The sequence below is a fragment of the uncultured Tessaracoccus sp. genome (genome assembly GCF_947255005.1).
Classification (GTDB): domain Bacteria; phylum Actinomycetota; class Actinomycetes; order Propionibacteriales; family Propionibacteriaceae; genus Arachnia.
Genome location: NZ_CAMYFI010000001.1, coordinates 65,984 through 85,823, shown reverse-complemented (window position 1 = coordinate 85,823; position 19,840 = coordinate 65,984). Strand labels below are relative to the sequence as shown.

Here is a 19,840-nt window from a genome sequence, read left to right as displayed (position 1 = left end):
GGCGTCGCTTTGTGTGATCGGGCCGGTATCCGGTACAGTTCTCCGAGCTGGTCCCCATCGTCTAGCGGCCTAGGACTCCGCCCTTTCACGGCGGCAACACGGGTTCGAATCCCGTTGGGGATGCGAAGCTTCCCGCGAGGGAAGTGGCGACGAAGTGCCCCGCCACGTCGATTTCCCATAACGACGCAGGCCTGGCTATAGTTGCCGAGTTGGCTCACGCCAGCAGGTCAAGAAATTGGCCCCGTAGCGCAGTTGGTTAGCGCGCCGCCCTGTCACGGCGGAGGTCGCGGGTTCGAGTCCCGTCGGGGTCGCTAGGTCTGAATTCAGGCCGCACGGCCAGGTAGCTCAGTTGGTAGCAGCGTTCGCCTGAAAAGTGAAAGGTCGCCGGTTCGACCCCGGCCCTGGCCACCAGTTCGTTCTCCCTTCCTTACTGCATCTCGATAGGCGCCTGCGGCGCTACCCGATGGTCGGGTGTTCTTCCCCTTTCGGTGGTTGAGTAGTCCGCGGAGCGGGCGTATCGAAAACACGCCCGGGATGATGTCGATACGCGGCCTGCGGCCGCTACTCAATCATCGAGACAAGCGCCCCCGGTGGTTGAGCGGCAGGCGAAGTCTGTGTATCGAAACCCAGCGCCAAACTTCAATATCCGTACGCAGATTGACCAAACCCTCCGGTTTTAGGGGAGTAAGCGAATCTGCGTACGGATTTTGAAGTTTCTCACTCGGTGCGCCTCGATACGGCGGCTACGTCACCTGCTAGATGGCCGGGATGGGGCTAGGCCCGATCCTCCCACAGTTCCTCAGCCACGTCATCGAAGAGCAGTGCCTCCGCACCAGCCGCCAAGTGCTTCCAGCTCAAGGAGACATCAGGCAACGACCGTGCTACGGCCAGTTCCTCAGAGTTGACGAGCATTTCCTAGGTAGGCCTGGGAGCCCGCACTCGGCTCTCACCACACCGCCAACTATAGGAGTGCTCGCCCCTCCCCACGCCGACTGCACTACTCGACGATAGGGCGACGCTGCCCGCTCAACAATTCAGTAGCCGCCGGATCCGGCGCATCAAGACGAACTTGAGTGATGGCGTTGGCGATAAGGAATGAGGGATTCCACCGTTTTCGGTGGAATCCCTCATTCCTTATGCCGGCGGGGCTGAGTATTGGCGGCCGATACGCCTCGAAACGGCGGCTACGCCGCCTACTCGATGATCGGAGCCTTCGGTGGTTGAGTAGCGGCCGCAGGCCGCGTATCGAAACCACGCCCTCACCTCAAATATCCCCTGCTACCCCGCAACCAGGACGGTATACGGGGCGACAGGGCCATCGTCGGGTAGAACTACGCAGCTCGTGCGTAGTCGGGAGGTGGCTCGTATTCGGGAGGGGGTTGAGGCGGCACTTCTGCGATGGGCGCAACGGGCACGTCGGGCAAGCGCGTCATAACGGTGCCTTGCCCGGTGACCTGGTATTCATACCCCAGCGGCGAGATCCAATGGAACACCCCTGGCTCGGGCTGAGCGAGCCGCCAGTAGCCGGCTGTCTTCGCTCGGTGTGCCCTTCGATCAAGCGGGCCCATATTCGCCATCGACGTGGCCCCGCCTCCGCCAGTTAGACAGAAGCTCACCGTGTGGTCGACGTCGCAGTCCTTTACCTTCGTGGTCGCAAACGGGAACACCGAACGGGGGTTCCTCACCATGAGGGCTCGTCGTTGATCAGCGGTGGGTTCTTTCCCCCCAGGGCTGGGGATCATATTCGGATCAAGGACTGGCCGAACCGTGACGTTCGCGCCCTTCAAGAACTCAGGCATCGTGGCGGTGAGCAAGTTGCCCCAGCCTTCAACGTAAGCGACAGAACCCAGCGGCGCTCCAGCTTCCTGGGAATGGCCATCTGCTGACGCAGGCTCAGCGGGAACATGGACCACCATCTCGACGTCCATCAGGCTGTCTTGACCAATGGCTTGGCGCGCAAACACCCCGAACGCAGCAGCGCGCCGCTGCCCACGGATAAACCACGACCGTTCTTCGGGCTCGAGCTCCTCCGGAACTTCGGGTGTTGGCAGCGAGGCGGCGATCTGGTCTAACGCTTGGTCGAAGAGCACCCCGTCAGCGGCGTCGACGCGCCCGAATAGCCGGACGTGATTGTCTTCAAAACGCCCGACGTGCACGAACCGGCCGTTTCTCGACAAGGCAGCTTTACGCTTAGCTTCATCGGGATCTGCTTCCATCACCCACCGAGAGAGCTGATCCAGCACGCTCCACACCGGGTGCATGCTCACCCAATGCGAGGCTCGGCGATCTACCTCCAGCGCCGCCTCGAACGACAGCTCTTGGCACGCCTCCTCGATGTTGCGGACTACCCACCACTGGACGCCACCTGAGATGAACAGCCCCCACACACGAGGATGCCGAACTCGAACGCTGAGTGCCTGCGACGTGCGCTCCCGCATTCCCCCGAAACTCATGCCTGTCGCTGCGGCAGCTTCCAGAAGAAAGGCTTCGGTGGGGCCAAGCACGCCATCACGGCCAGAGCTCACCCGCTTCACGCGCAGGGGTTCAGGGAGCTGCGGATCATCGTCGATCTCATAGGCATCAGAGGCTTCGAGTAGCGCCACGACCTCGGCGATCTCTGCAGCATGCGCGGATCGCCGAGCATGCACCATAGCCGCGAACGATAACGCCGCCCGATCACCCATTGGCATCTCCTCCCCGAGACACCCCCATTATATCGAACATCTGTTCCATACCCAAGGGGTTTGGGGAGTTATTTCGAAAACATTCTTGGGGTTGTGGTTTCGATACGCGAGCTCCGCTCGCTACTCAACCACCGAGTGCAATGGCATGCTACTCAACCACCGAACACCGGCGAATCACTTTCCGGAGACGGCGGTGCCGCCCAGAGCGTTGCGCACGAGGGTCGGGGTGACGGTGTTCGCGACAATCCAGTTCTCGCCCACGACATACTTGGTGCCCGCGTCGTCGAGTTCCTTGACCTTGGCGTCCACCTTCGATGCCTCCGCAAACCACATGACCTGGTCTTCGCCATTGCACGTGCCCGACGCGTCGGCGCCGTCGATATCGTCGGTTTGCTTCCAGCCCTGGCAAGCGTAGTTCTTCTTCCGCAGCTTCTCGACCATCATGTCGATGGAATCGACCGACTCCGCTTCCTTCTCGCTGCCAGTTTCCTCAGCCTTCGGCTTCTCAGCCGACGCTGTGGGCGCTGACGACTTCGCGTCGCTGCCCGTATTCGCTCCGCCGCTTGAGGCCCCGTTCTGGGACCCGCAGCCGGTCATCGACAGCCCCATCACCACGGTTCCCAGCATTGCAATGCCAAACTTGCTGGCCTTGCGCATCAGCAACATCTCCTTGCTTCGTCGGCCCGCTCCCGGGCGCATGCATCGTTCAGCTGCCTACACAGCCAATCTTGTACGGTAGCGCACCCTCTTGATGAGAGGCACATCCGGGGAACTCAAGGGCGCAACAGGATGGAAACGACGAGCGAGATCGGCAGGGCGAGCCCCGTCGTAACTGCGACGGTGTCGCGGGCAACCACTTCCCCGCACTCGTAGCGCAACGCGTACTGATACATGTTCTGCGCGGTCGGGAGCGCGGCGAGCACCGTCGCCGCGAACAGGTGCTGCGTGTCGAGCCCAAATACCCAACGCCCAAGCCCGTACACGACGAGCGGCAGCACCACCGTCTTCGCCACCGTGGCAATGAGCACGTCGCGACGCCCCGTGCCGGGCTGGAGCGGCTTCTGACCGACGAGAGAAATGCCAAACGCGATCAGCATCAGCGGCACCGCTGCACCACCGACGAGTTCGAGTGGCCGCATGAGCCATTGCGGTTGCGGAAGAGAAAACGCAGAGAACACCATCCCCAGTGCGGAACCCAGCACGATGGGGTTGATCACGGGCTGCAACAGGAGCCTGCGAAGGTCGAGCCCGTCCTTCCCCATCGCATCGAGCACGCCCATGAGAATCGGCGCCAGCACAACCATCTGCAGCACCAGAAGCGGCGCCACCTGGCTGCCGTCGCCAATCACGTACACGGCGATGGGCAGCCCGATGTTATTGGCGTTGGAATACACCCCGCAGTAGGAAGCCACCATGAGCTGACGAACGTCGCTGGTACCCAATGCGCGCATCAACACGAAGCACCCGGCGCACACGACAATCACCCCGACAACGTGCGTCGCGAGGGAGATCGAGAAAATCTGAGCGAGATCGGCCTTCGCCAACACCGTGAACAGCAGCGCGGGGCTGGCCGCAAAAAACGCCACCTTGTTGAGCGCGAAGCGATCCTCTGGCTTGACGATGCCCCGTCGCCCCAACAACCACCCGACGAAGATCGCGAACGCGATTATGCCGAAGCCAGTGATGACTGGCGTCATGCGGCCCCGTACGCGCTCAGGAAGCGCCGCAGCTCGTCGAAGGCGCGGCGTCGCACTGGCTCAGCCGACAACGCGACGTCATGGAGCGCCCCGTCCAGACGCACCAGGGTGACGTGCTTGCCGAGGTAGTGCGAGCGCTCGGCGATGCGGCGAACATCGAGCACACCGTCGGCGTGATGGTAGTCGTCGCTCCATTGGCCCCCGACGAGGCCACCCACGCTGCGGCTGGATGTGAGCACCAGGATGGGGACATCGATGTCGAGCCCCTTCTCCACGCGCGACTGGCCGGAGAGCACGGCCTTCACCCAGCCGACACGAATCCAAAACGCTTCGTCGCCCTTGAGATGTCGGTCAAACTCCCACTCGCCGTCCTGGTCGGCACTGATGGAGCGCAGGTAGAAGCCGTTGTCGGCCATGGGCAGCACCGTGGTGGGGGCCAGTGCGGAGAAGCTGCGCATGATGGGGTGCAGCGAGTACCGCACGACGGGCGAGCTTTGAATCTCAATCCAAGGGGAGTTCAGCAGCACCGTCGAGAACGTGCCGGGGCGCTCGTCGGCGTATAGCGCTGCGATCAACCCACCTGTGGAGTGCCCACACAGGTCGATCACGTCGTGGCCGTCGTCGCGGATACGCTGCACGGCCTCGTCGAGTTCCGTCCAGTAATCGCGCATATCGGGGATGTACCCGGCGAGCTGCCCGTTGCGCAGCGACCGACCGTAGCGGCGCAGGTCGATGGCGTAGAAGTCGATGCCGAGCGCATCGAAGACCTCCCCAAGGTGTGCCTGGAAGAAGTAGTCAGACCACCCGTGGATGTACAGCACCGCACGCTTACGCGTCGGCTCACCTCGTCGGACGAGCGTGGCCACCAGCGAACCCGCTGGCTCGAGGGCGTAGGTGCTCTCGTCGGGCAACGCGATGGTGCACGAGACGTATCCGGGCAGCAGCGCGTCTGCCACCCAGGGGGAGCTCATGCCCGACGCTCTTCCTCGTCTTCGTCGTAGTCGTCAACGTAGTCGTCGTACTGTGCCGCGAGGTCTGCGTACTGGTCGGGGATGTCGTCATGCTCGTCGACGGGGGGCTTCCCCTGGAGTTCGCGCTCCAATGATGCGAAATCGGTTTCGACGGAACGGTACTTCAGGTCGCGTGCGACCCTCGTCTGCTTTGCCTTTGCACGGCCGCGCCCCATATGGGTCGACCCCCTTGCTCTGTCCCTCGCGGGTTACCGCGGAATCTTTCAGTTTCTCGTGGCGATAAGGCTACCCAAGTTTCCGCACAAGACCAAAGGTGACACGAGTTCAGTGTGGCAAAGCTAAGCTGAACCCGTATTGCATTCCACGAGATAGGAGCGCCGCAAGGCCATGGCCAAGATCATTTACACCCTCACCGACGAGGCGCCGCTGCTCGCCACGTACTCCTTCCTTCCGATTGTGAAGGCGTTCGCCGCGCAGGCTGGCGTCGATGTCGATACGCGTGACATCTCGGTCGCCTCCCGCATCCTTAGCCAGTTCACCGACGAGCATGACGCGCTGACCGAGCTGGGAGAGCTGGCCCAACAGCCCGAGGCGAACATCATCAAACTTCCGAACATCTCCGCATCAGTGCCGCAGCTGAAGGCCGCGATCGCTGAGCTGCAGGCGCAGGGCTACGACGTGCCCAACTACCCCGAGGATCCGCAGACCGACGAGGAGCGCGAAATTCGCGCCAAGTACGACAAGGTCAAGGGCTCGGCGGTGAACCCGGTGCTGCGTGAAGGCAACTCGGACCGCCGGGCTCCTGAGTCGGTGAAGATGTACGCCCGCAACAACCCACACCGCATGGGCGAGTGGAGCAAAGATTCGAAGACCTCCGTCGCCACCATGTCCGGCGGCGATTTCCGCTCGAACGAGCAGTCTGTCGTGCTTCCTGCCGACGATGTCCTCACCATCAAGCACATTGCCGCCGACGGCACCGAGACCGTCTTGAAGAACGGCCTCAAGGTGCTCGCCAATGAGATCGTCGACGGCACGGTGATGAGCGCGAAGGCACTCGACGCGTTCTTGTTGGAGCAGGTTGCCAAGGCGAAGGAGCAGGGCGTCCTGTTCTCGACCCACCTCAAGGCCACCATGATGAAGGTTTCCGACCCGATCCTCTTCGGTCACGTGATCCGCGCTTACTTCGCTGATGTGTTCGCCAAGTACGGCGACCTGCTGGCCGCCGCCGGACTGAGCGCGAACGACGGGCTCGGCTCGATCTTCGCTGGCCTGGAGCAGCTCGAGAATGGGGCAGAGATCCGCGCCGCCTTCGATGAGGCGATGGCGAACGGCCCCGCCCTGGCGATGGTGAACTCCGACAAGGGCATCACTAACCTGCACGTGCCCTCCGACGTGATCGTCGACGCCTCGATGCCGGCGATGATTCGCACCTCGGGTCACATGTGGGGCGCCGACGGCGAGGAGCACGACACGCTCGCGGTGCTGCCCGATTCCTCGTACGCCGGCGTGTACCAGGCAGTGATTGAGGACTGCCAGGCCAACGGCGCGTTCGACCCGACGACGATGGGCACCGTCCCGAACGTCGGGCTCATGGCGCAGAAGGCTGAGGAGTACGGCTCACACGACAAGACCTTCGAGATCACCTCGGACGGCCGCGTCGAAGTGGTGAACGCCGCCGGGGATGTGCTGCTCTCGCACGATGTTGAGGCCGGCGACATCTGGCGCGCCTGCCAGACGAAGGACCTCCCCCTGCAGGACTGGGTGAAGCTCGCCGTCACCCGCGCCCGCGCCACCGGCTGGCCCGCCGTCTTCTGGCTCGACGACGCCCGCGCTCACGACCGCAACGTCAAGGAAAAGGTAGAGCGCTACCTGCAAGACCACGACACCGACGGGCTCGACATCCGCATCATGTCACCTGTCGACGCGACGAAGTTCTCCGTCGAGCGCATCCGTCGCGGCGAGAACACCATCAGCGTCACCGGCAACGTGCTGCGCGACTACCTGACCGACCTCTTCCCCATTCTCGAGCTGGGCACCTCGGCGAAGATGCTCTCCATCGTCCCGCTCATGGCGGGTGGCGGCCTGTTCGAGACCGGGGCTGGCGGCTCCGCGCCGAAGCACGTGCAGCAGCTCGTCGAGGAGAACTACCTCCGTTGGGATTCGCTGGGCGAGTTCCTAGCGCTGGCTGCGTCACTCGAGCAGTTCGGCGAGGCCAACGACAACGCCGGCGCCCGCGTGCTCGCGAAGGCGCTCGACGCGGCGAATACGTCGTTCCTCCTCAACGACAAGTCGCCGACGCGTCGCCTCGGCGGCATCGACAACCGCGGCTCGCACTACTGGCTCGCCCGGTACTGGGCCGAGGAGCTCGCGAAGCAAAGCGATGATTCGGCCCTCGCCGAGAAGTTCGCCCCCGTGGCGAAGGCGCTTGTCGATGGCGAGTCGCAGATCATCGACGAGCTCGTGGGCGTGCAGGGTAGCCCGGCGGATATCGGCGGCTACTATCGCCCTGACCCGGACAAGGCGGCGCAGGTGATGCGTCCGTCCACGACGATGAACGCCGTCATCGACGCGCTCTGACTGCCCTAGCCTGACGCCGGCGCCCGTCCCCTGCCCATGCAAGGGGCGGGCGCCGCTTGTTGAGCGAAGGCCCGCGCCCAGCTTGTCACATCGACCCTCAGTGCTATCATCGCCCTGTGACGATCGATTCTGAGGTTGTCGTCGACGACCACGCGACCAAGGCTTACGCGCACCTGTTCCAGGCGCTCGCGGAGCCCGCGCGGCTGGCGATCCTGCAGCACCTCGCATCCGGTGAGCACCGGGTGCGCGACCTCGTTGACCACATGGGGCTCGCGCAGTCCACGGTGAGTAAACACGTCTCATTTCTCATGGAGTGCGGCCTCCCCACGGCACGCCCGGAAGGGCGCGCCACCTGGTACGCGCTCGCGGAGCCTGCACTGCTGAGAATCCTCGTCGCGGCCGCCGAGCAGATGCTCCACTCCACAGGCCATGCCGCCCAGTTGTGCAGCCACCTGCACAGCTCCCTGGACGACGATTCCGCCACCACGAGGAGTTGAATCGCATGGGCGCCGGGCACGCACACACTCACGGTGCCGACGTGCATCGTCGGAAGCTGTGGATCGCGTTGGCGATCACGTCGACGGTCGTCGTCGCGCAGTTGGTGGGGTCGATCATCACAGGCAGCCTCGCGCTGCTCACCGACACCGTGCACGTCGTGGTAGATGCGTCGGGGCTCCTGCTCGCGCTCAGCGCCGCGACCCTCATGCGCAGGCCCGCCGATGCGAGCCGGACGTGGGGTTTCCGCCGCGCCGAGGTGCTCGCCGCCCTCGCCCAGGCCACGGTGCTGATCGTCGTCGGCTGCTATGCAGCTATCGAGGGAATGCGAAGGCTTTTCGATCCCCCACAGCTGCACGGCACCGCGGTGACGGCCTTCGGCGTCGTCGGGCTGATCGCCAATCTCGCCTCCATCGCGGTGCTGCATTCGAGCCGCGACGCCAACTTCAACATGCGTGCCGCCTTCCTGGAGGTATTCAACGACGCCCTCGGCTCGCTGGGCGTGATCGTCGCAGGTATCCTGATTGCCACGACGGGATTCCAGCAGGCCGACGCGATCGCGAGCCTGCTCATCGCAGCACTCATCGTGCCGCGCGCGATGATCATCCTGCGCGGCACCCTGCGGGTACTGATGGAGCAGACCCCGGAGTCTCTCGACCTCGCCGAGGTGCGCGCCCACCTCCTAGCGCTCGAGCAGGTCGAGGGGGTGCATGATCTGCACGCCTCCACCATCGCCACCGGCCTGCCCATCGTCACCGGGCACATCGTCGTCAACGACGAGTGCTTCCACGACGGCCACGCCGCCGACGTCGTGCAAGCAGCACAGGACTGCACCGCGAGCCACTTCAACATCCGCCACGCAACCTTCCAGGTGGAGCCAGCATCAGCCGCCGCGCACCCCGGACACGTGTGCCTACAGGGTTGAGCGGGTGTGATTACGCGAGACCCCACTTTTGCCCTCAGCTGTCTACGGGTATGCAGTTTTGTCTTGTGGTGGACGGGGCGCAGCCACGTAGAATGAGGTTCACGGGTTCTCGAACGAGTCCCATCCGCCACAGCCCCGGCTCCGTCCGGGGCTGATGTTGCATCTAGGGAATCCAGAAGTAGCAAGCACACAGGCCCTTCACAATCCCCCAGGCCTGCCGCCCCGCCGCGTGGCTCTTAGAAGTCTCGGTGTCATCCGAGCGCGGAAGTGAGCGTACGAGACAAGATCGGCGGCTTGAAGCAGGCGGCGCTCGTGGGACGGAGCGAAGTACACCGTGTCAAGGATGTTTTTCAAAGGATGGCCGCTGTACTGAGACCCGGTACCGATGAACTTGAACTGGCGGATCAGAGCTCGGATATCACTTTGCTTCGGGCTCTCGTCCACGAACAGGGCCAAGGTCTCACCCTGGCTTAGCAGCCTATGACAGCGCTGAGCCGGGTAGCCGCTGTGGATAACTCACTCTGTCCAACCATCTGCTGGCACGCTACTGGCTGCCGAGGCGGCACTCGGATCCGAGCTGACCCTTCACTACCAGCGCCGTCCAGGCCCGACAAGCCGCCCATCGGACTGCCCCCCCCTACTGGAAGCTAGTTCATGCCGACTGTGCCGGGCCTGTTCGCAGACACTGGCCCGACGCGATTCCTCCCACTTCATGCAAAACGTTTCGCAACGTTGCGAAACGAATACATCACACGTCGACAGTCTCCGCATCGGTCGGTACCATGCAGGCATGGCTGAAACTGCGCATTCGAACGGCACCTTCCAAGCCGACGAGACCCCCAACGTTGATCATCGGGTATTTGGCCCGTCAGACAAGCCAACCCACCCGTTGGCAATCGCCCCTGTCGCTACTCCCCCGCACACCGTCGACGGCTTCGTGAAGGAGTTCCTGCACGAGCTCAACACCACGCAGGGCGTCACCCTCGAGTCGTCCAGCATCAACGACCAATACATGGCGCTGGCGCTCACCGTCCGCAACTATTTGATGGCCCGCTGGCTAGAGACCACCAAAGACAACCAGCGAAATCACAGCAAGACCGTCGGTTACCTGTCCGCCGAGTACCTCCTCGGCCGCCAGCTCGGTAACGCGCTGCAGGCTTCCGATCTCAGCGAGATCGCAGAGGAAGGCCTCAAGCAGTGCGGCATTGAGCTGTGGCGTCTGCGCGCACAGGAAGTCGAACCAGGCCTCGGCAACGGTGGCCTCGGCCGGCTTGCCGCCTGCTTCATCGATTCGCTCGCGACGATGAACGTCTCCTGCATTGGCTACGGCATCCGCTACGAGTACGGCATCTTCCGCCAGACCTTCGTCGACGGACGCCAGGTCGAGCAGCCCGATACCTGGCTTGCGCTCGGCTCCCCGTGGGAATTCCCGCACCCCGAGGCCTCCGTCAAGGTGAACTTCGGTGGCCACACCGAGCGTTACACCGATGACGACGGCCGCGAGCGCACCCGCTGGGTTCCGGACTGGGATGTGCAGGCTGTGCCCTACAACTACATGGTGCCGGGCTTCAAGAATGGCTGCGTGAACACCCTACGCCTGTGGTCGGCTGAGGCAACGCGCGCGTTCGACCTTCAGATCTTCAATGCCGGCGACTACGCGCAGGCAGTGCGCGCCCAGACCTTCGCAGAGAACATCTCGAAGGTGCTCTACCCCGAGGACTCCACCCCGCAGGGCAAGGAACTCCGCCTGCAGCAGCAGTACTTCTTCGTCGCCGCGTCGATCCGCGACTTCATCCGCAGCCTCGAGGACGACTTCGACCTACACAACCTCCACGAGCGCATCGTCTTCCAGCTCAACGACACCCACCCCGTCATCGGCGTCCCCGAGCTCATGCGTGTGCTCATGGACGAAGAGGGCTTCGAGTGGGACGAGGCCTGGGAGGTCACGTCGAAGTGCTTTGCCTACACCTGCCACACGCTGCTGCCGGAGGCCCTCGAAGTATGGCCGACGGAGCTTCTGGGCCGCCTGCTCCCCCGCCACCTGGAAATCATCTACCGCATCAACGAGGAGTTCCTCAACGAGGTGCGTTCCGCGTTCCCAGGCGACGAGGTGCGCGTCGGGCGCATGTCCATCATCGCGGAGTACCCCGAGCGTTCCGTTCGCATGGCGCACCTCGCGGCGACCGCAGGCATCAAGATCAACGGCGTCGCGGAACTCCACTCCCAGCTGCTGCGCGACAAGGTGCTCAAGGACTTTGCCGACCTGTGGCCCGACAAGTTCACGAACGTCACGAACGGCATCACCCCCCGTCGTTTCATCCGCATGGCCAACTACAAGCTCTCGGATCTGATTAGCGACACCATCGGCAAGGGCTGGGTGAACGATCTCGAACGCCTGCGAGAGCTGGAACCCTTCGCGGAGGACGACGAGTTCCGGGCCCGCTTCCGCGAGGCAAAGGCGTTCAATAAGACGCGCTTGACCAACCTTCTTGCTGAGCGCGACGGCATCAAGCTGCCCGACGGGCACCTCCTCGACGTGATGGTGAAGCGCCTGCACGAGTACAAACGTCAGTCGTTGAAGCTCATGCACATCGTTTCGTTGTACGAGCAGGTGGTCTCCGGCAAGCTCCCGGCTTCCGACATCACGCCGCGCACCGTCGTGTTCGGCGCGAAGGCCGCCCCTGGCTACCGCCTGGCGAAAGACACCATCCACCTCATCAACAAGGTGGCAGAGGTTATCAACGCCGACGAGCGCCTCGAGGGACGTTTGAAGGTAGCCTTCCCGGCGAACTACAACGTCACTCTCGCCGAGAAGCTCATCCCTGCGGCCGACCTCTCGGAGCAGATCTCGCTCGCGGGCATGGAGGCCTCCGGTACGGGCAACATGAAGTTCGCGCTGAACGGCGCGCTCACGATCGGCACGGACGACGGCGCCAACGTCGAAATCCGCAGGTTCGTGGGCGACGACAACTTCTTCCTGTTCGGCATGACCGAACCGGAAGTGGCCGAGCTGCAGCAGCAGGGCTACGAGCCGGGCGAGTACTACTCGAAGGACCCGCAGCTCAAGGCGGCCGTTGACTTGATCTCCTCGGGGGTCTTCTCCGACGGCGACCGCACCACCTTCGAGTCGCTGGTCTCCAGCTGGCTCTACCACGATCGCTTCATGCTGTTCGCCGACTTCGCTTCCTACATGGACAAGCAGGCCGAGGTTGAAGCGAAGTACGCCGACCCTGAGGCGTGGACGCGCTCCGCGATCTTGAACGTCGCCCGCTGCGGCTACTTCACCTCTGATCGCTCCATGCGCGACTACATGCAGCGCATTTGGAACATCACGCCGAGGTTCTAGCCGAGGCTCCTAACATCGCGGCACGAAGCGTGGGCTGACGATCATCGTCGGCTCACGCTTCGTCATTTTGTGGGGCGAAGCCGTAGGCTCAGCGTCTGGTGGCGGAAGCCAGCGCGCGGGCAAGCACGATAGCGGACACCGCGAGTACCAGGGCAAACACGAGGTGCCCGATGGAGGCCATGCCCACGATTGCAATGCCGTACACGACGATCTTGGTCATGGCGGCCTTGGCCGGGGTGCGGCTTCTCGACGACGGTGCGGCCCATCGAACCCAGCCGGCCAGCACCACACACACCGCCACCACGGCCACGATCCATCCGACGAGGCCACCGCCTGCTCGGGCGTGAAACACGATGCCAATCGACACCCAGGTGAGCAGCTCCACGAGGAACATGAGCATAGAGAGGATCGCTGTCACAGCACCCTCCGATCACTCAATGAAATCGTTTCCTCACACTGTATCGGACGCACGGCTCAGCACAGGCAGGGCCCCTCAACGCTTTGCCGTCGAGTCCCACAGCGCAAGAAAGTCCTTGCCCCACCCGTATGGTTCGCGCTGTTTCGCGCCCGGCCGCGAGTTGTGTGCGCCCTCGGCCCTGCCTTCGGCGGTGCTCCAGAAGAGGAGATGCTCGTCGTAGGCCAGCTCAATCTGGGCCCGGCCTTCCCACTGGTGCGCCCGGAGTATCTCGACGATGCGCCGATACCCTTCCGAAGAGGTGAGGTCCGGGCCGTTTAGGGGAGTTTTGAACTCGATGTCGAACGTGCGCTTAGCCGTCCCTGATCTACCCTCGTTGGCGCGAGTCTCGGTCATACCTGCCTTGTGCGCATCGACGATGATGGGCCCCACGACGCGCCATAACTCCAGCTTCAACGTGAACGGATTGTCCGCATACCGCGGGATGACTTCCACGCTCAGCTCCGGCCGGCCCTTCCACTGATCAGACGAGACCAATGCCACAAACTTGGCGAACGAATCGACATCCGGCACGTCGAGGGAGTAATGGTCGCGGAAGTCCGTGAACGTCAAGCGCGCGCCGGTCGTCGCCACCTGCTTTGCCACCTCCGACTCCCCTGAAAGTCCCTCACGAAGCTCAGACACCTTGCCTTGCACCCGTCGCCCATCGGGAAACACGAGGCTCACCTGGTGGCTGGTGAGCGCAGCGGACTCCTTGCCAATCGCATCAACGACGCTCATCGCGTGCGTCGAGTCGCGCACACTCACCTTCATCCTCGGCGGCAACGCCGTGAACTCGCCAACGTTCGACGACGCCTGCGCGAGCACCCGTTCGTACGCAGCGAACTGCTCCGCCTGGGCCGCGTTGCCAGGGGCGAGGTTGATCGTCGAGCCGCCGCCTTCGAGCTGCAGGGACGCGCGCTCATCATCGACAACGTTCTTTGCGATGAGATCATGCATCACGTCGACGGCGCGCGCGTCGTCGGAGAGCTTTACGCGTGCTATTGCATGTGTGATCGATCCCTGCGCGACGGGCACGTCCGCAAGCCAACGGATCCACCGCAGGTCGGCCGGCCCCGGCGGCGGGCCACCACCATCGTGCTCGTATTCCACCGGCACCCGCCACGGCCCGTGCACGATCATCGCTTCCGGCTCGCCCTCGCGGCCGGCGTCGTTCACGACTGAGAACAGCGTCTCGCCGAGCGCCAAGAGGTCGTCACACTGCGGGTCAATCTCGATAGTCCACGGCTCAGCATCATGGCGGAACTGTGTGACGCATTCCGTCGCGCCGATCTGCTCAAGCGCGGCGGACGGCTCCAGCGACGGCGTCCTGGGCGTTGGGGACGGCATCGTGGGCGTCGGAGGAGTCGCTGACGGCGTCGGAGAGCCCGGCCCGCTGGGAGACGAGGGCGCACAGCCCACCAGTAGCACCAACAACCCACTGAGCCACACACGCCGCATGCGGGCAATCATAAAGGTGTGCAGGCTCACCCTCAGATGAGTGCCGCTGTGCCCGAGCCTTCGCCGTCCGTAATCTCACCCAGCACCCAGGAGCTGATGCCGCGCCGTTCAAGCAGCGCGAGCGCGCCATCGACGGATTCCGCAGGCAGGATGGCTGCCATGCCCACCCCCATGTTCAAGGTGGCGTCAAGGTCGGCCTGCGTGAGACCGCCCACCTGCTGCACGAGCTGGAAAATAGGCGCGGGCGTCCACGACGAGCGTTGCAGCCGCGCGCTGAGCCCGTCAGGGATCACACGGGCGAGGTTCGCTTCGAGCCCGCCGCCGGTGATGTGCGAAAACGCATGCGTCTCCACCTCGTCGATGAGCGCCAGCACGTCGAGGGCATACACCTTCGTGGGCTCCAGCAGCTCCTCACCCAGCGTGCGTCCGAGCTCGTCGACGTGACGGTCGAGCCGCCAGCGAGCTTCCTGCAACAGCACGTGCCGCACGAGCGAATAGCCGTTGGAATGCAATCCCGAGGAGGCCAATGCGACGACGACATCGCCCGCTCGCACCCGTTCGGGGCCGAGAATCTTGGCGCGCTCCACCACACCCGTCGTGGCGCCGGCGACGTCGTACTCATCCGGCCCGAGCAGGCCAGGATGCTCCGCGGTTTCGCCACCGACGAGCGCGCAGCCCGCGGCGACGCATGCGTCGGCGATGCCACCGACGATGGCAGCGATGCGTTCGGGAACCACCTTGCCACAGGCGATGTAGTCGGTGACGAACAGCGGCTCGGCGCCGGTGACGACGAGATCGTCGACGAGCATGCCGATCAGGTCGAAGCCGATCGTGTCGTGCTTGTCGAGAGCTTGCGCGATGGCCACCTTGGTGCCCACACCGTCGGTGGAACTCACCAGGACCGGCTGCTTCATGGTCCTCAGCGCGCTGGCATCGAAGAATCCGGCGAAGCCGCCCAGCCCACCCAGCACCTCGGGGCGGCGGCTGCGCGCCACCGAAGCCTTCATCAGCTCGACGGCACGATCCCCCGCCTCAATGTCGACGCCCGCCCGCGCGTACGCGTTGCTCACAGCTCCTCCTCGTTCGTGATACCGAGCAGCCTGCCCTGCTCCTTGGGGATACTGATTGGATAGTGGCCGTCGAAACAGGCACGACACAGTTGTGAGGCCGGCACCGTCGTCGCCTCGGTCATGGCCTCCATCGAAACATATCCGAGGGAATCAGCCCCGATGGAACGGCAGATGTCATCGACGGTGAGTCCGGGCGCGATCAGCTGCGCGCGCGTGGCGAAGTCGATGCCGTAGAAGCACGGCCACAACACCGGCGGCGACGCGACGCGCACATGCACCTCGCTGGCGCCCGCCTCGCGCAGCATCCGCACGAGGGCGCGCTGGGTGTTGCCGCGCACGATGGAATCGTCGACGACCACGAGCCGCTTGCCCTCGATCACCGCGCGCAGCGGGTTCAGCTTCAAACGAATGCCGAGCTGCCGGATGGTGTCGGACGGCTGAATGAAGGTGCGTCCGACGTAAGAGTTCTTCACGAGCCCGAGCCCGAACTCGATGCCCGATTCCTTCGCAAACCCGATTGCCGACGGCGTGCCGGAATCGGGCGTGGGGATCACCAGGTCGGCGTCGACGGGATGCTCGCGCGCGAGACGTCTACCAATCTCGACGCGAGTTTCGTACACGCCCCGCCCGGCAATCTTCGTATCCGGACGCGCCAGGTACACGTACTCGAAGATGCAGCCCTTCGGCCGCGCTTCAGCGAAACGCTGGGTACGAAGCCCGGCCGCGTCGATAGCGACGAATTCCCCCGGCTCGATTTCACGGATGAACGATGCGCCGACGATGTCCAGCGCCGCCGTCTCGCTCGCCACCACCCAGCCTGTGCGCAACCGTCCGAGTACGAGCGGGCGCACGCCCTGCGGGTCGCGCGCGGCGTACAGCGTCGTCGGGGTCATGAACACCAGCGAGAATGCACCCTTGAGGCGTGGCAGCACCTCATGAGCGATGTCCTCCAGGGGTTTCTCCCCCATCGACACCATGAGCGCCGAGATGAGGGCCGTGTCCGACGTTGAATCCATCGCGGCATGCTTGGATGCGACCTTCGTTTCCGGCGCGAGTTCGTGCAGCCACGCCTCGAGCTCGTCGGTGTTCGTGAGGTTGCCGTTGTGGGCGAGCGCCAACCCCGTGCCGTCGGGGCGCGAGCGGAAGGTGGGCTGGGCGTTGTTCCACGTCGACGAACCGCCCGTCGAATACCGCGTATGCCCGATGGCAATGTCGCCCGGCAGCGACTTCAGCGTCGACTCGTCGAATACTTGCGCCACCAGCCCCATGTCTTTGAACACCGTGATGCGCTCGCCGGACGACACCGCTAGGCCTGCGGACTCTTGGCCGCGGTGTTGTAGGGCGAACAGCCCGAAGTAGGTGAGTTGAGCGACGTCCTCGTCGGGGGCCCAGACGCCGAACACGCCACACTCGTCGCGAGGTGGGGTGTCGATGGGATCGAGCTCAAGGGTGAGCTTGCCGTCTGGGTGGAGCACCCGTTCATCGTATCCATCCGTCGCAGGGCGTGCATGGTTCGACGTGGTTTCGTTCACCCAATAGAGACAAGGAGGCCGGGCCGATGCAGTACGCACCTGAGCCCGGCCTTCCGTCCCTTGCCCATCACTAGCTTCGGAACATCGTTATCCCTTCACACCGCCAGCGGTGAGCCCGCTCACGATGTATTTCTGCAGGAACATGAACAGCAGGATAACGGGGATTGCGGCGAGCACCGCACCTGCGGCGAACAGCGACCACGGGGCGTTGCGCTCGTCGGAGGCCCACACATAGAGGCCGACGGCGAGCGTGTACTGCTCAGGACGCTGCAGCACCACGCGCGCAAGGATGAACTCGCCGTAGGTGCCGACGAAGCTCAGCAGGCCGACCACCGCGAGGATGGGCGACACCAAGCGCATGATGATGCCCCAGAAAATCTGGGCGTGCGTGGCGCCGTCGATCTTCGCTGCCTCGTCGAGCTCCTTCGGGATGGTGTTGAAGAAGCCGTACATGAGGAAGGTGTTCGCCCCCAGCGCGCCGCCCAGATAGACGGCGATCAGCCCGAGGTGCTGCCCGAGCCCCAGCGGTGGGTAGATCTCTTGAATGGTGAGCAGCAGCAGGAAGATGGCGACGAAGGCCAGCATCTGCGGGAACATCTGGATGATGAGCAGGAACGTCAGCCCACCGTGGCGGCCCTTGAACCGGAACCGGCTGAACGCGTACGCCGCGCAGGCCGCCATGAGGACGGTAGCGACGGCGGTGACGCTCGACACGAACAGTGAGTGCAGCGCCCACTTCGGGAAGTCCGTCTCCAGCAACCTCTGGTAGTGCGCTCCGGTGAACGCCTGGAACAGGTTATTCGAGCCCGTGAGGGTGCCCCTCGGGTTTACCGAGGCAGAGACGACGTACAGCAGCGGCAGGATGCAGTAGACGATGAACACGATGGCGAACACGTGCTTCCAGCCCACTGACTTGAACCACCGCCACCCCGCGCCCTTGACTTTGCGCTGCTCCGGTGCGGACTGCGCGCCGGACGTTTGCTTAGAGGTTACCGATTGCGTACTCATCACATGATCTCCTCAAGCTTGCGAGTCTGACGGAAACCAAGCCAGGCGATGATGCCCACCACCACGAAGATGATGATCGACAGTGCGCTGGCCACGCCGTATTGCTTCTCACCCTCGAACGAGATGGCGTACACCATCGAGATCAAGATGTCCGTTTCACCGACATTGAACGGCGCGCCCGGATAGTTGGGGCCACCGCCGGTGAGCATGTAGATCAGTGAGAAGTTGTTGAAGTTAAATGCGAAGCTCGAAATCAGCAGCGGCGCCACGGAGACCATCAGCATCGGCAGCGTCACGTTGAAGAATCGCTTCACCGGACCCGCACCGTCCATGATGCCGGCCTCGGTGAGCTCGCCGGGAATCGACTGGAGCGCGCCGGTGCAGATCAGGAACATGTAGGGGAAACCCAACCATAGGTTCACCATGAGGATCGACAGCTTCGCGAGGTTCCCGTCGCCCAACCAATCGATGGTGGCACCGCCCAGCAACGTCTGGTTGATGAACCCGAACTGCCTGTTCAGCATGCCCTTCCACACCAGCGCGGCCAGGAAGCCGGGGAAGGCGTAGGGCAGGATGAACAGCGAACGGTAGATGACCCGCCCCTTCACCCTGGGATCGTTGAAGATCACGGCGATGAGCAGACCCAACGCGAACGTCGTGAACACCGAGAGGAACGCGAACGCGAACGTCCAGCCGAGCGACCCGAGGAAGAACTTCGACACCTCGGGGTTGGTGAATAGGAACGTGAAGTTCTTCAACCCGACGTTCACCCGCCACCCTGGCTCGAGTTTCTCACCCTGGTCAGAGATGTAGTTGCCCTTGGATTCGTCGGCCTTGAACACGGTGCCTGCCGTGTTGGTGAAGGTGTCCTTGGCTTCGTCGTAGCGCAGTGACGGCGTGGCCTGCGTGGCCGTCGAACCGTTGCGGGTGCGCAGCGAGCCCTCATTAGGGTCGTCACTCAAGGCAACGCGCAGGTTCAGCACCTCGTCTTGACGGGTGATGATGTCCTGCGTCGACAGCACGCTGGCGCCGTCAGCTCCCGTCACCCTGTCGCCTTCGACGGTGGCTCCCTCGAGCGGTTCCAGCGCCTGCTCTGCGGTGCCGAACATGGCCTTGCCGTCACGCACGACGGCAAACCCAAGCTCGCCATCGCGCTCCATGACCGTGAGGGGCAGCTGCACGTCGCCCTCAGCCTCGGAGGTGGCGAGGATTTGCCCGACTGCGTGCTGCTTGGTGTCGGAGTGCCCGTCGCCATAGTTCGTGAACGCGACGTAGCCCGTCATTCCCATGACGTAGACCTGGTAGATGATCAAAAAGATCAGGCCGGGGAACAGATACTTTGCGGGAATGGCACGCTTGGAGAAGTAGATGACATCGGCAATCGCCAACGAGGCGACGAGGAACACGAGGATGCCCCAGCGCTGCTGACCGTAACAGGCGAGAATCCCGTAGATGCCGAATGCGTTGACGAGCCCCATGAGTAGGAGCTTGACGTAGAAGCCCGGGCGCGAGAGATCCCGAGCGTGTGAGAGTGGTGGGCGCTCCACCTTCGTTGCTGTGCTCAACTTGCTGCCCTTCGATACTCAGTAGGGGCGGGCTTGGCATTACCGTAGCCCGCCC

General features: G+C 63.7%; 17 protein-coding genes and 3 tRNA genes. 7 read left to right on the top strand and 13 right to left on the bottom strand.

Going from position 1 to position 19,840, the window contains the following annotated elements:
• Positions 1 to 50 precede the first annotated feature (50 nt).
• The 3 genes from Q0X61_RS00375 to Q0X61_RS00365 all read left to right on the top strand — a co-directional run bounded on the left by Q0X61_RS00375 (position 51) and on the right by Q0X61_RS00365 (position 411).
• A tRNA-Glu gene (locus tag Q0X61_RS00375) sits at positions 51 to 123 on the top strand.
• Between the two features lie 114 nt (positions 124 to 237).
• Positions 238 to 311 (top strand) — tRNA-Asp (locus Q0X61_RS00370).
• A 23-nt stretch (positions 312 to 334) separates the two neighbouring features.
• Positions 335 to 411 (top strand) — tRNA-Phe (locus Q0X61_RS00365).
• Positions 412 to 774: 363 nt separating this feature from the next.
• On the opposite strand, the gene Q0X61_RS00360 is transcribed toward Q0X61_RS00365, so the two are convergent.
• From Q0X61_RS00360 to Q0X61_RS00335, 6 genes are all read right to left on the bottom strand, one after another.
• Positions 775 to 912: a hypothetical protein gene (locus tag Q0X61_RS00360; protein WP_297739120.1), complete on the bottom strand. Its 138-nt coding sequence runs from the start codon at positions 910 to 912 to the stop codon at positions 775 to 777.
• 419 nt (positions 913 to 1,331) lie between these two features.
• Positions 1,332 to 2,684 (bottom strand): DUF222 domain-containing protein, encoded by a 1,353-nt coding sequence (locus Q0X61_RS00355; RefSeq protein WP_297739117.1) that lies wholly within the window; start codon positions 2,682 to 2,684, stop codon positions 1,332 to 1,334.
• Positions 2,685 to 2,858: 174 nt separating this feature from the next.
• The gene (locus tag Q0X61_RS00350; protein ID WP_297739114.1) at positions 2,859 to 3,341 is read right to left on the bottom strand and encodes a hypothetical protein; all 483 of its coding nucleotides are present in this window, start codon (positions 3,339 to 3,341) and stop codon (positions 2,859 to 2,861) included.
• A 116-nt stretch (positions 3,342 to 3,457) separates the two neighbouring features.
• Positions 3,458 to 4,381, bottom strand: a complete 924-nt coding sequence (locus Q0X61_RS00345; protein ID WP_297739111.1) for an AEC family transporter — start codon at positions 4,379 to 4,381, stop codon at positions 3,458 to 3,460.
• Positions 4,378 to 5,352: an alpha/beta hydrolase gene (locus tag Q0X61_RS00340; RefSeq protein WP_297739108.1), complete on the bottom strand. Its 975-nt coding sequence runs from the start codon at positions 5,350 to 5,352 to the stop codon at positions 4,378 to 4,380. Before Q0X61_RS00340 ends, Q0X61_RS00345 begins: the two co-directional genes overlap by 4 nt.
• Complete coding sequence (locus Q0X61_RS00335; RefSeq protein WP_297739106.1) at positions 5,349 to 5,567, bottom strand: DUF3073 domain-containing protein; 219 nt, start codon at positions 5,565 to 5,567, stop codon at positions 5,349 to 5,351. Before Q0X61_RS00335 ends, Q0X61_RS00340 begins: the two co-directional genes overlap by 4 nt.
• A 172-nt stretch (positions 5,568 to 5,739) precedes the next feature.
• Between Q0X61_RS00335 and Q0X61_RS00330 the strand changes: the two genes are divergently transcribed.
• The 3 genes from Q0X61_RS00330 to Q0X61_RS00320 all read left to right on the top strand — a co-directional run bounded on the left by Q0X61_RS00330 (position 5,740) and on the right by Q0X61_RS00320 (position 9,349).
• Positions 5,740 to 7,929: an NADP-dependent isocitrate dehydrogenase gene (locus tag Q0X61_RS00330; protein WP_297739103.1), complete on the top strand. Its 2,190-nt coding sequence runs from the start codon at positions 5,740 to 5,742 to the stop codon at positions 7,927 to 7,929.
• A gap of 116 nt (positions 7,930 to 8,045) precedes the next feature.
• Complete coding sequence (locus Q0X61_RS00325) at positions 8,046 to 8,426, top strand: helix-turn-helix transcriptional regulator (RefSeq protein WP_297739100.1); 381 nt, start codon at positions 8,046 to 8,048, stop codon at positions 8,424 to 8,426.
• A gap of 5 nt (positions 8,427 to 8,431) precedes the next feature.
• On the top strand, positions 8,432 to 9,349 hold the full coding sequence (locus Q0X61_RS00320; RefSeq protein ID WP_297739098.1) for a cation diffusion facilitator family transporter: 918 nt from the start codon (positions 8,432 to 8,434) through the stop codon (positions 9,347 to 9,349).
• Between the two features lie 198 nt (positions 9,350 to 9,547).
• Here Q0X61_RS00320 and Q0X61_RS13325 read toward each other — a convergent pair whose 3' ends face one another.
• Positions 9,548 to 9,793 (bottom strand): DUF3800 domain-containing protein, encoded by a 246-nt coding sequence (locus tag Q0X61_RS13325; RefSeq protein ID WP_367270685.1) that lies wholly within the window; start codon positions 9,791 to 9,793, stop codon positions 9,548 to 9,550.
• Positions 9,794 to 10,139: 346 nt separating this feature from the next.
• Between Q0X61_RS13325 and Q0X61_RS00315 the strand changes: the two genes are divergently transcribed.
• Positions 10,140 to 12,695, top strand: a complete 2,556-nt coding sequence (locus Q0X61_RS00315; protein ID WP_297739095.1) for a glycogen/starch/alpha-glucan phosphorylase — start codon at positions 10,140 to 10,142, stop codon at positions 12,693 to 12,695.
• A gap of 88 nt (positions 12,696 to 12,783) precedes the next feature.
• On the opposite strand, the gene Q0X61_RS00310 is transcribed toward Q0X61_RS00315, so the two are convergent.
• The 6 genes from Q0X61_RS00310 to Q0X61_RS00285 all read right to left on the bottom strand — a co-directional run bounded on the left by Q0X61_RS00310 (position 12,784) and on the right by Q0X61_RS00285 (position 19,785).
• Positions 12,784 to 13,113 carry a DUF2568 domain-containing protein gene (locus tag Q0X61_RS00310; RefSeq protein WP_297739092.1) on the bottom strand — a complete coding sequence of 110 codons (330 nt, stop codon included), beginning with the start codon at positions 13,111 to 13,113 and terminating at the stop codon, positions 12,784 to 12,786.
• Between the two features lie 75 nt (positions 13,114 to 13,188).
• Positions 13,189 to 14,499 (bottom strand): hypothetical protein, encoded by a 1,311-nt coding sequence (locus tag Q0X61_RS00305; protein ID WP_297739089.1) that lies wholly within the window; start codon positions 14,497 to 14,499, stop codon positions 13,189 to 13,191.
• Positions 14,500 to 14,642: 143 nt separating this feature from the next.
• Positions 14,643 to 15,680, bottom strand: a complete 1,038-nt coding sequence (purM, locus tag Q0X61_RS00300) for a phosphoribosylformylglycinamidine cyclo-ligase (protein ID WP_297739086.1) — start codon at positions 15,678 to 15,680, stop codon at positions 14,643 to 14,645.
• On the bottom strand, positions 15,677 to 17,155 hold the full coding sequence (gene purF / locus Q0X61_RS00295; protein WP_297739082.1) for an amidophosphoribosyltransferase: 1,479 nt from the start codon (positions 17,153 to 17,155) through the stop codon (positions 15,677 to 15,679). Before purF ends, purM begins: the two co-directional genes overlap by 4 nt.
• A gap of 144 nt (positions 17,156 to 17,299) precedes the next feature.
• A complete protein-coding gene (locus tag Q0X61_RS00290; RefSeq protein WP_297739078.1) occupies positions 17,300 to 18,220 on the bottom strand; it encodes a sugar ABC transporter permease in 921 nt (306 codons plus the stop codon).
• Complete coding sequence (locus tag Q0X61_RS00285; RefSeq protein ID WP_297739075.1) at positions 18,220 to 19,785, bottom strand: ABC transporter permease subunit; 1,566 nt, start codon at positions 19,783 to 19,785, stop codon at positions 18,220 to 18,222. The genes Q0X61_RS00290 and Q0X61_RS00285 overlap by 1 nt, the downstream gene beginning before the upstream one ends.
• Between the last annotated feature and the right edge of the window lie 55 nt (positions 19,786 to 19,840).

Bases quoted from the DNA above. Each gene is read 5' to 3' on its own strand.
- Q0X61_RS00320 (WP_297739098.1), top strand. From the start codon at position 8,432: ATGGGCGCCGGGCACGCACACACTCACGGTGCCGACGTGCATCGTCGG.
- Q0X61_RS00350 (WP_297739114.1), bottom strand. From the start codon at position 3,341: ATGCGCAAGGCCAGCAAGTTTGGCATTGCAATGCTGGGAACCGTGGTG.
- Q0X61_RS00355 (WP_297739117.1), bottom strand. From the start codon at position 2,684: ATGGGTGATCGGGCGGCGTTATCGTTCGCGGCTATGGTGCATGCTCGG.
- Q0X61_RS00340 (WP_297739108.1), bottom strand. From the start codon at position 5,352: ATGAGCTCCCCCTGGGTGGCAGACGCGCTGCTGCCCGGATACGTCTCG.
- Q0X61_RS00335 (WP_297739106.1), bottom strand. From the start codon at position 5,567: ATGGGGCGCGGCCGTGCAAAGGCAAAGCAGACGAGGGTCGCACGCGAC.
- Q0X61_RS00360 (WP_297739120.1), bottom strand. From the start codon at position 912: ATGCTCGTCAACTCTGAGGAACTGGCCGTAGCACGGTCGTTGCCTGAT.
- Q0X61_RS00290 (WP_297739078.1), bottom strand. From the start codon at position 18,220: ATGAGTACGCAATCGGTAACCTCTAAGCAAACGTCCGGCGCGCAGTCC.
- Q0X61_RS00345 (WP_297739111.1), bottom strand. From the start codon at position 4,381: ATGACGCCAGTCATCACTGGCTTCGGCATAATCGCGTTCGCGATCTTC.
- Q0X61_RS00330 (WP_297739103.1), top strand. From the start codon at position 5,740: ATGGCCAAGATCATTTACACCCTCACCGACGAGGCGCCGCTGCTCGCC.
- Q0X61_RS00305 (WP_297739089.1), bottom strand. From the start codon at position 14,499: ATGCCGTCCCCAACGCCCAGGACGCCGTCGCTGGAGCCGTCCGCCGCG.
- Q0X61_RS00315 (WP_297739095.1), top strand. From the start codon at position 10,140: ATGGCTGAAACTGCGCATTCGAACGGCACCTTCCAAGCCGACGAGACC.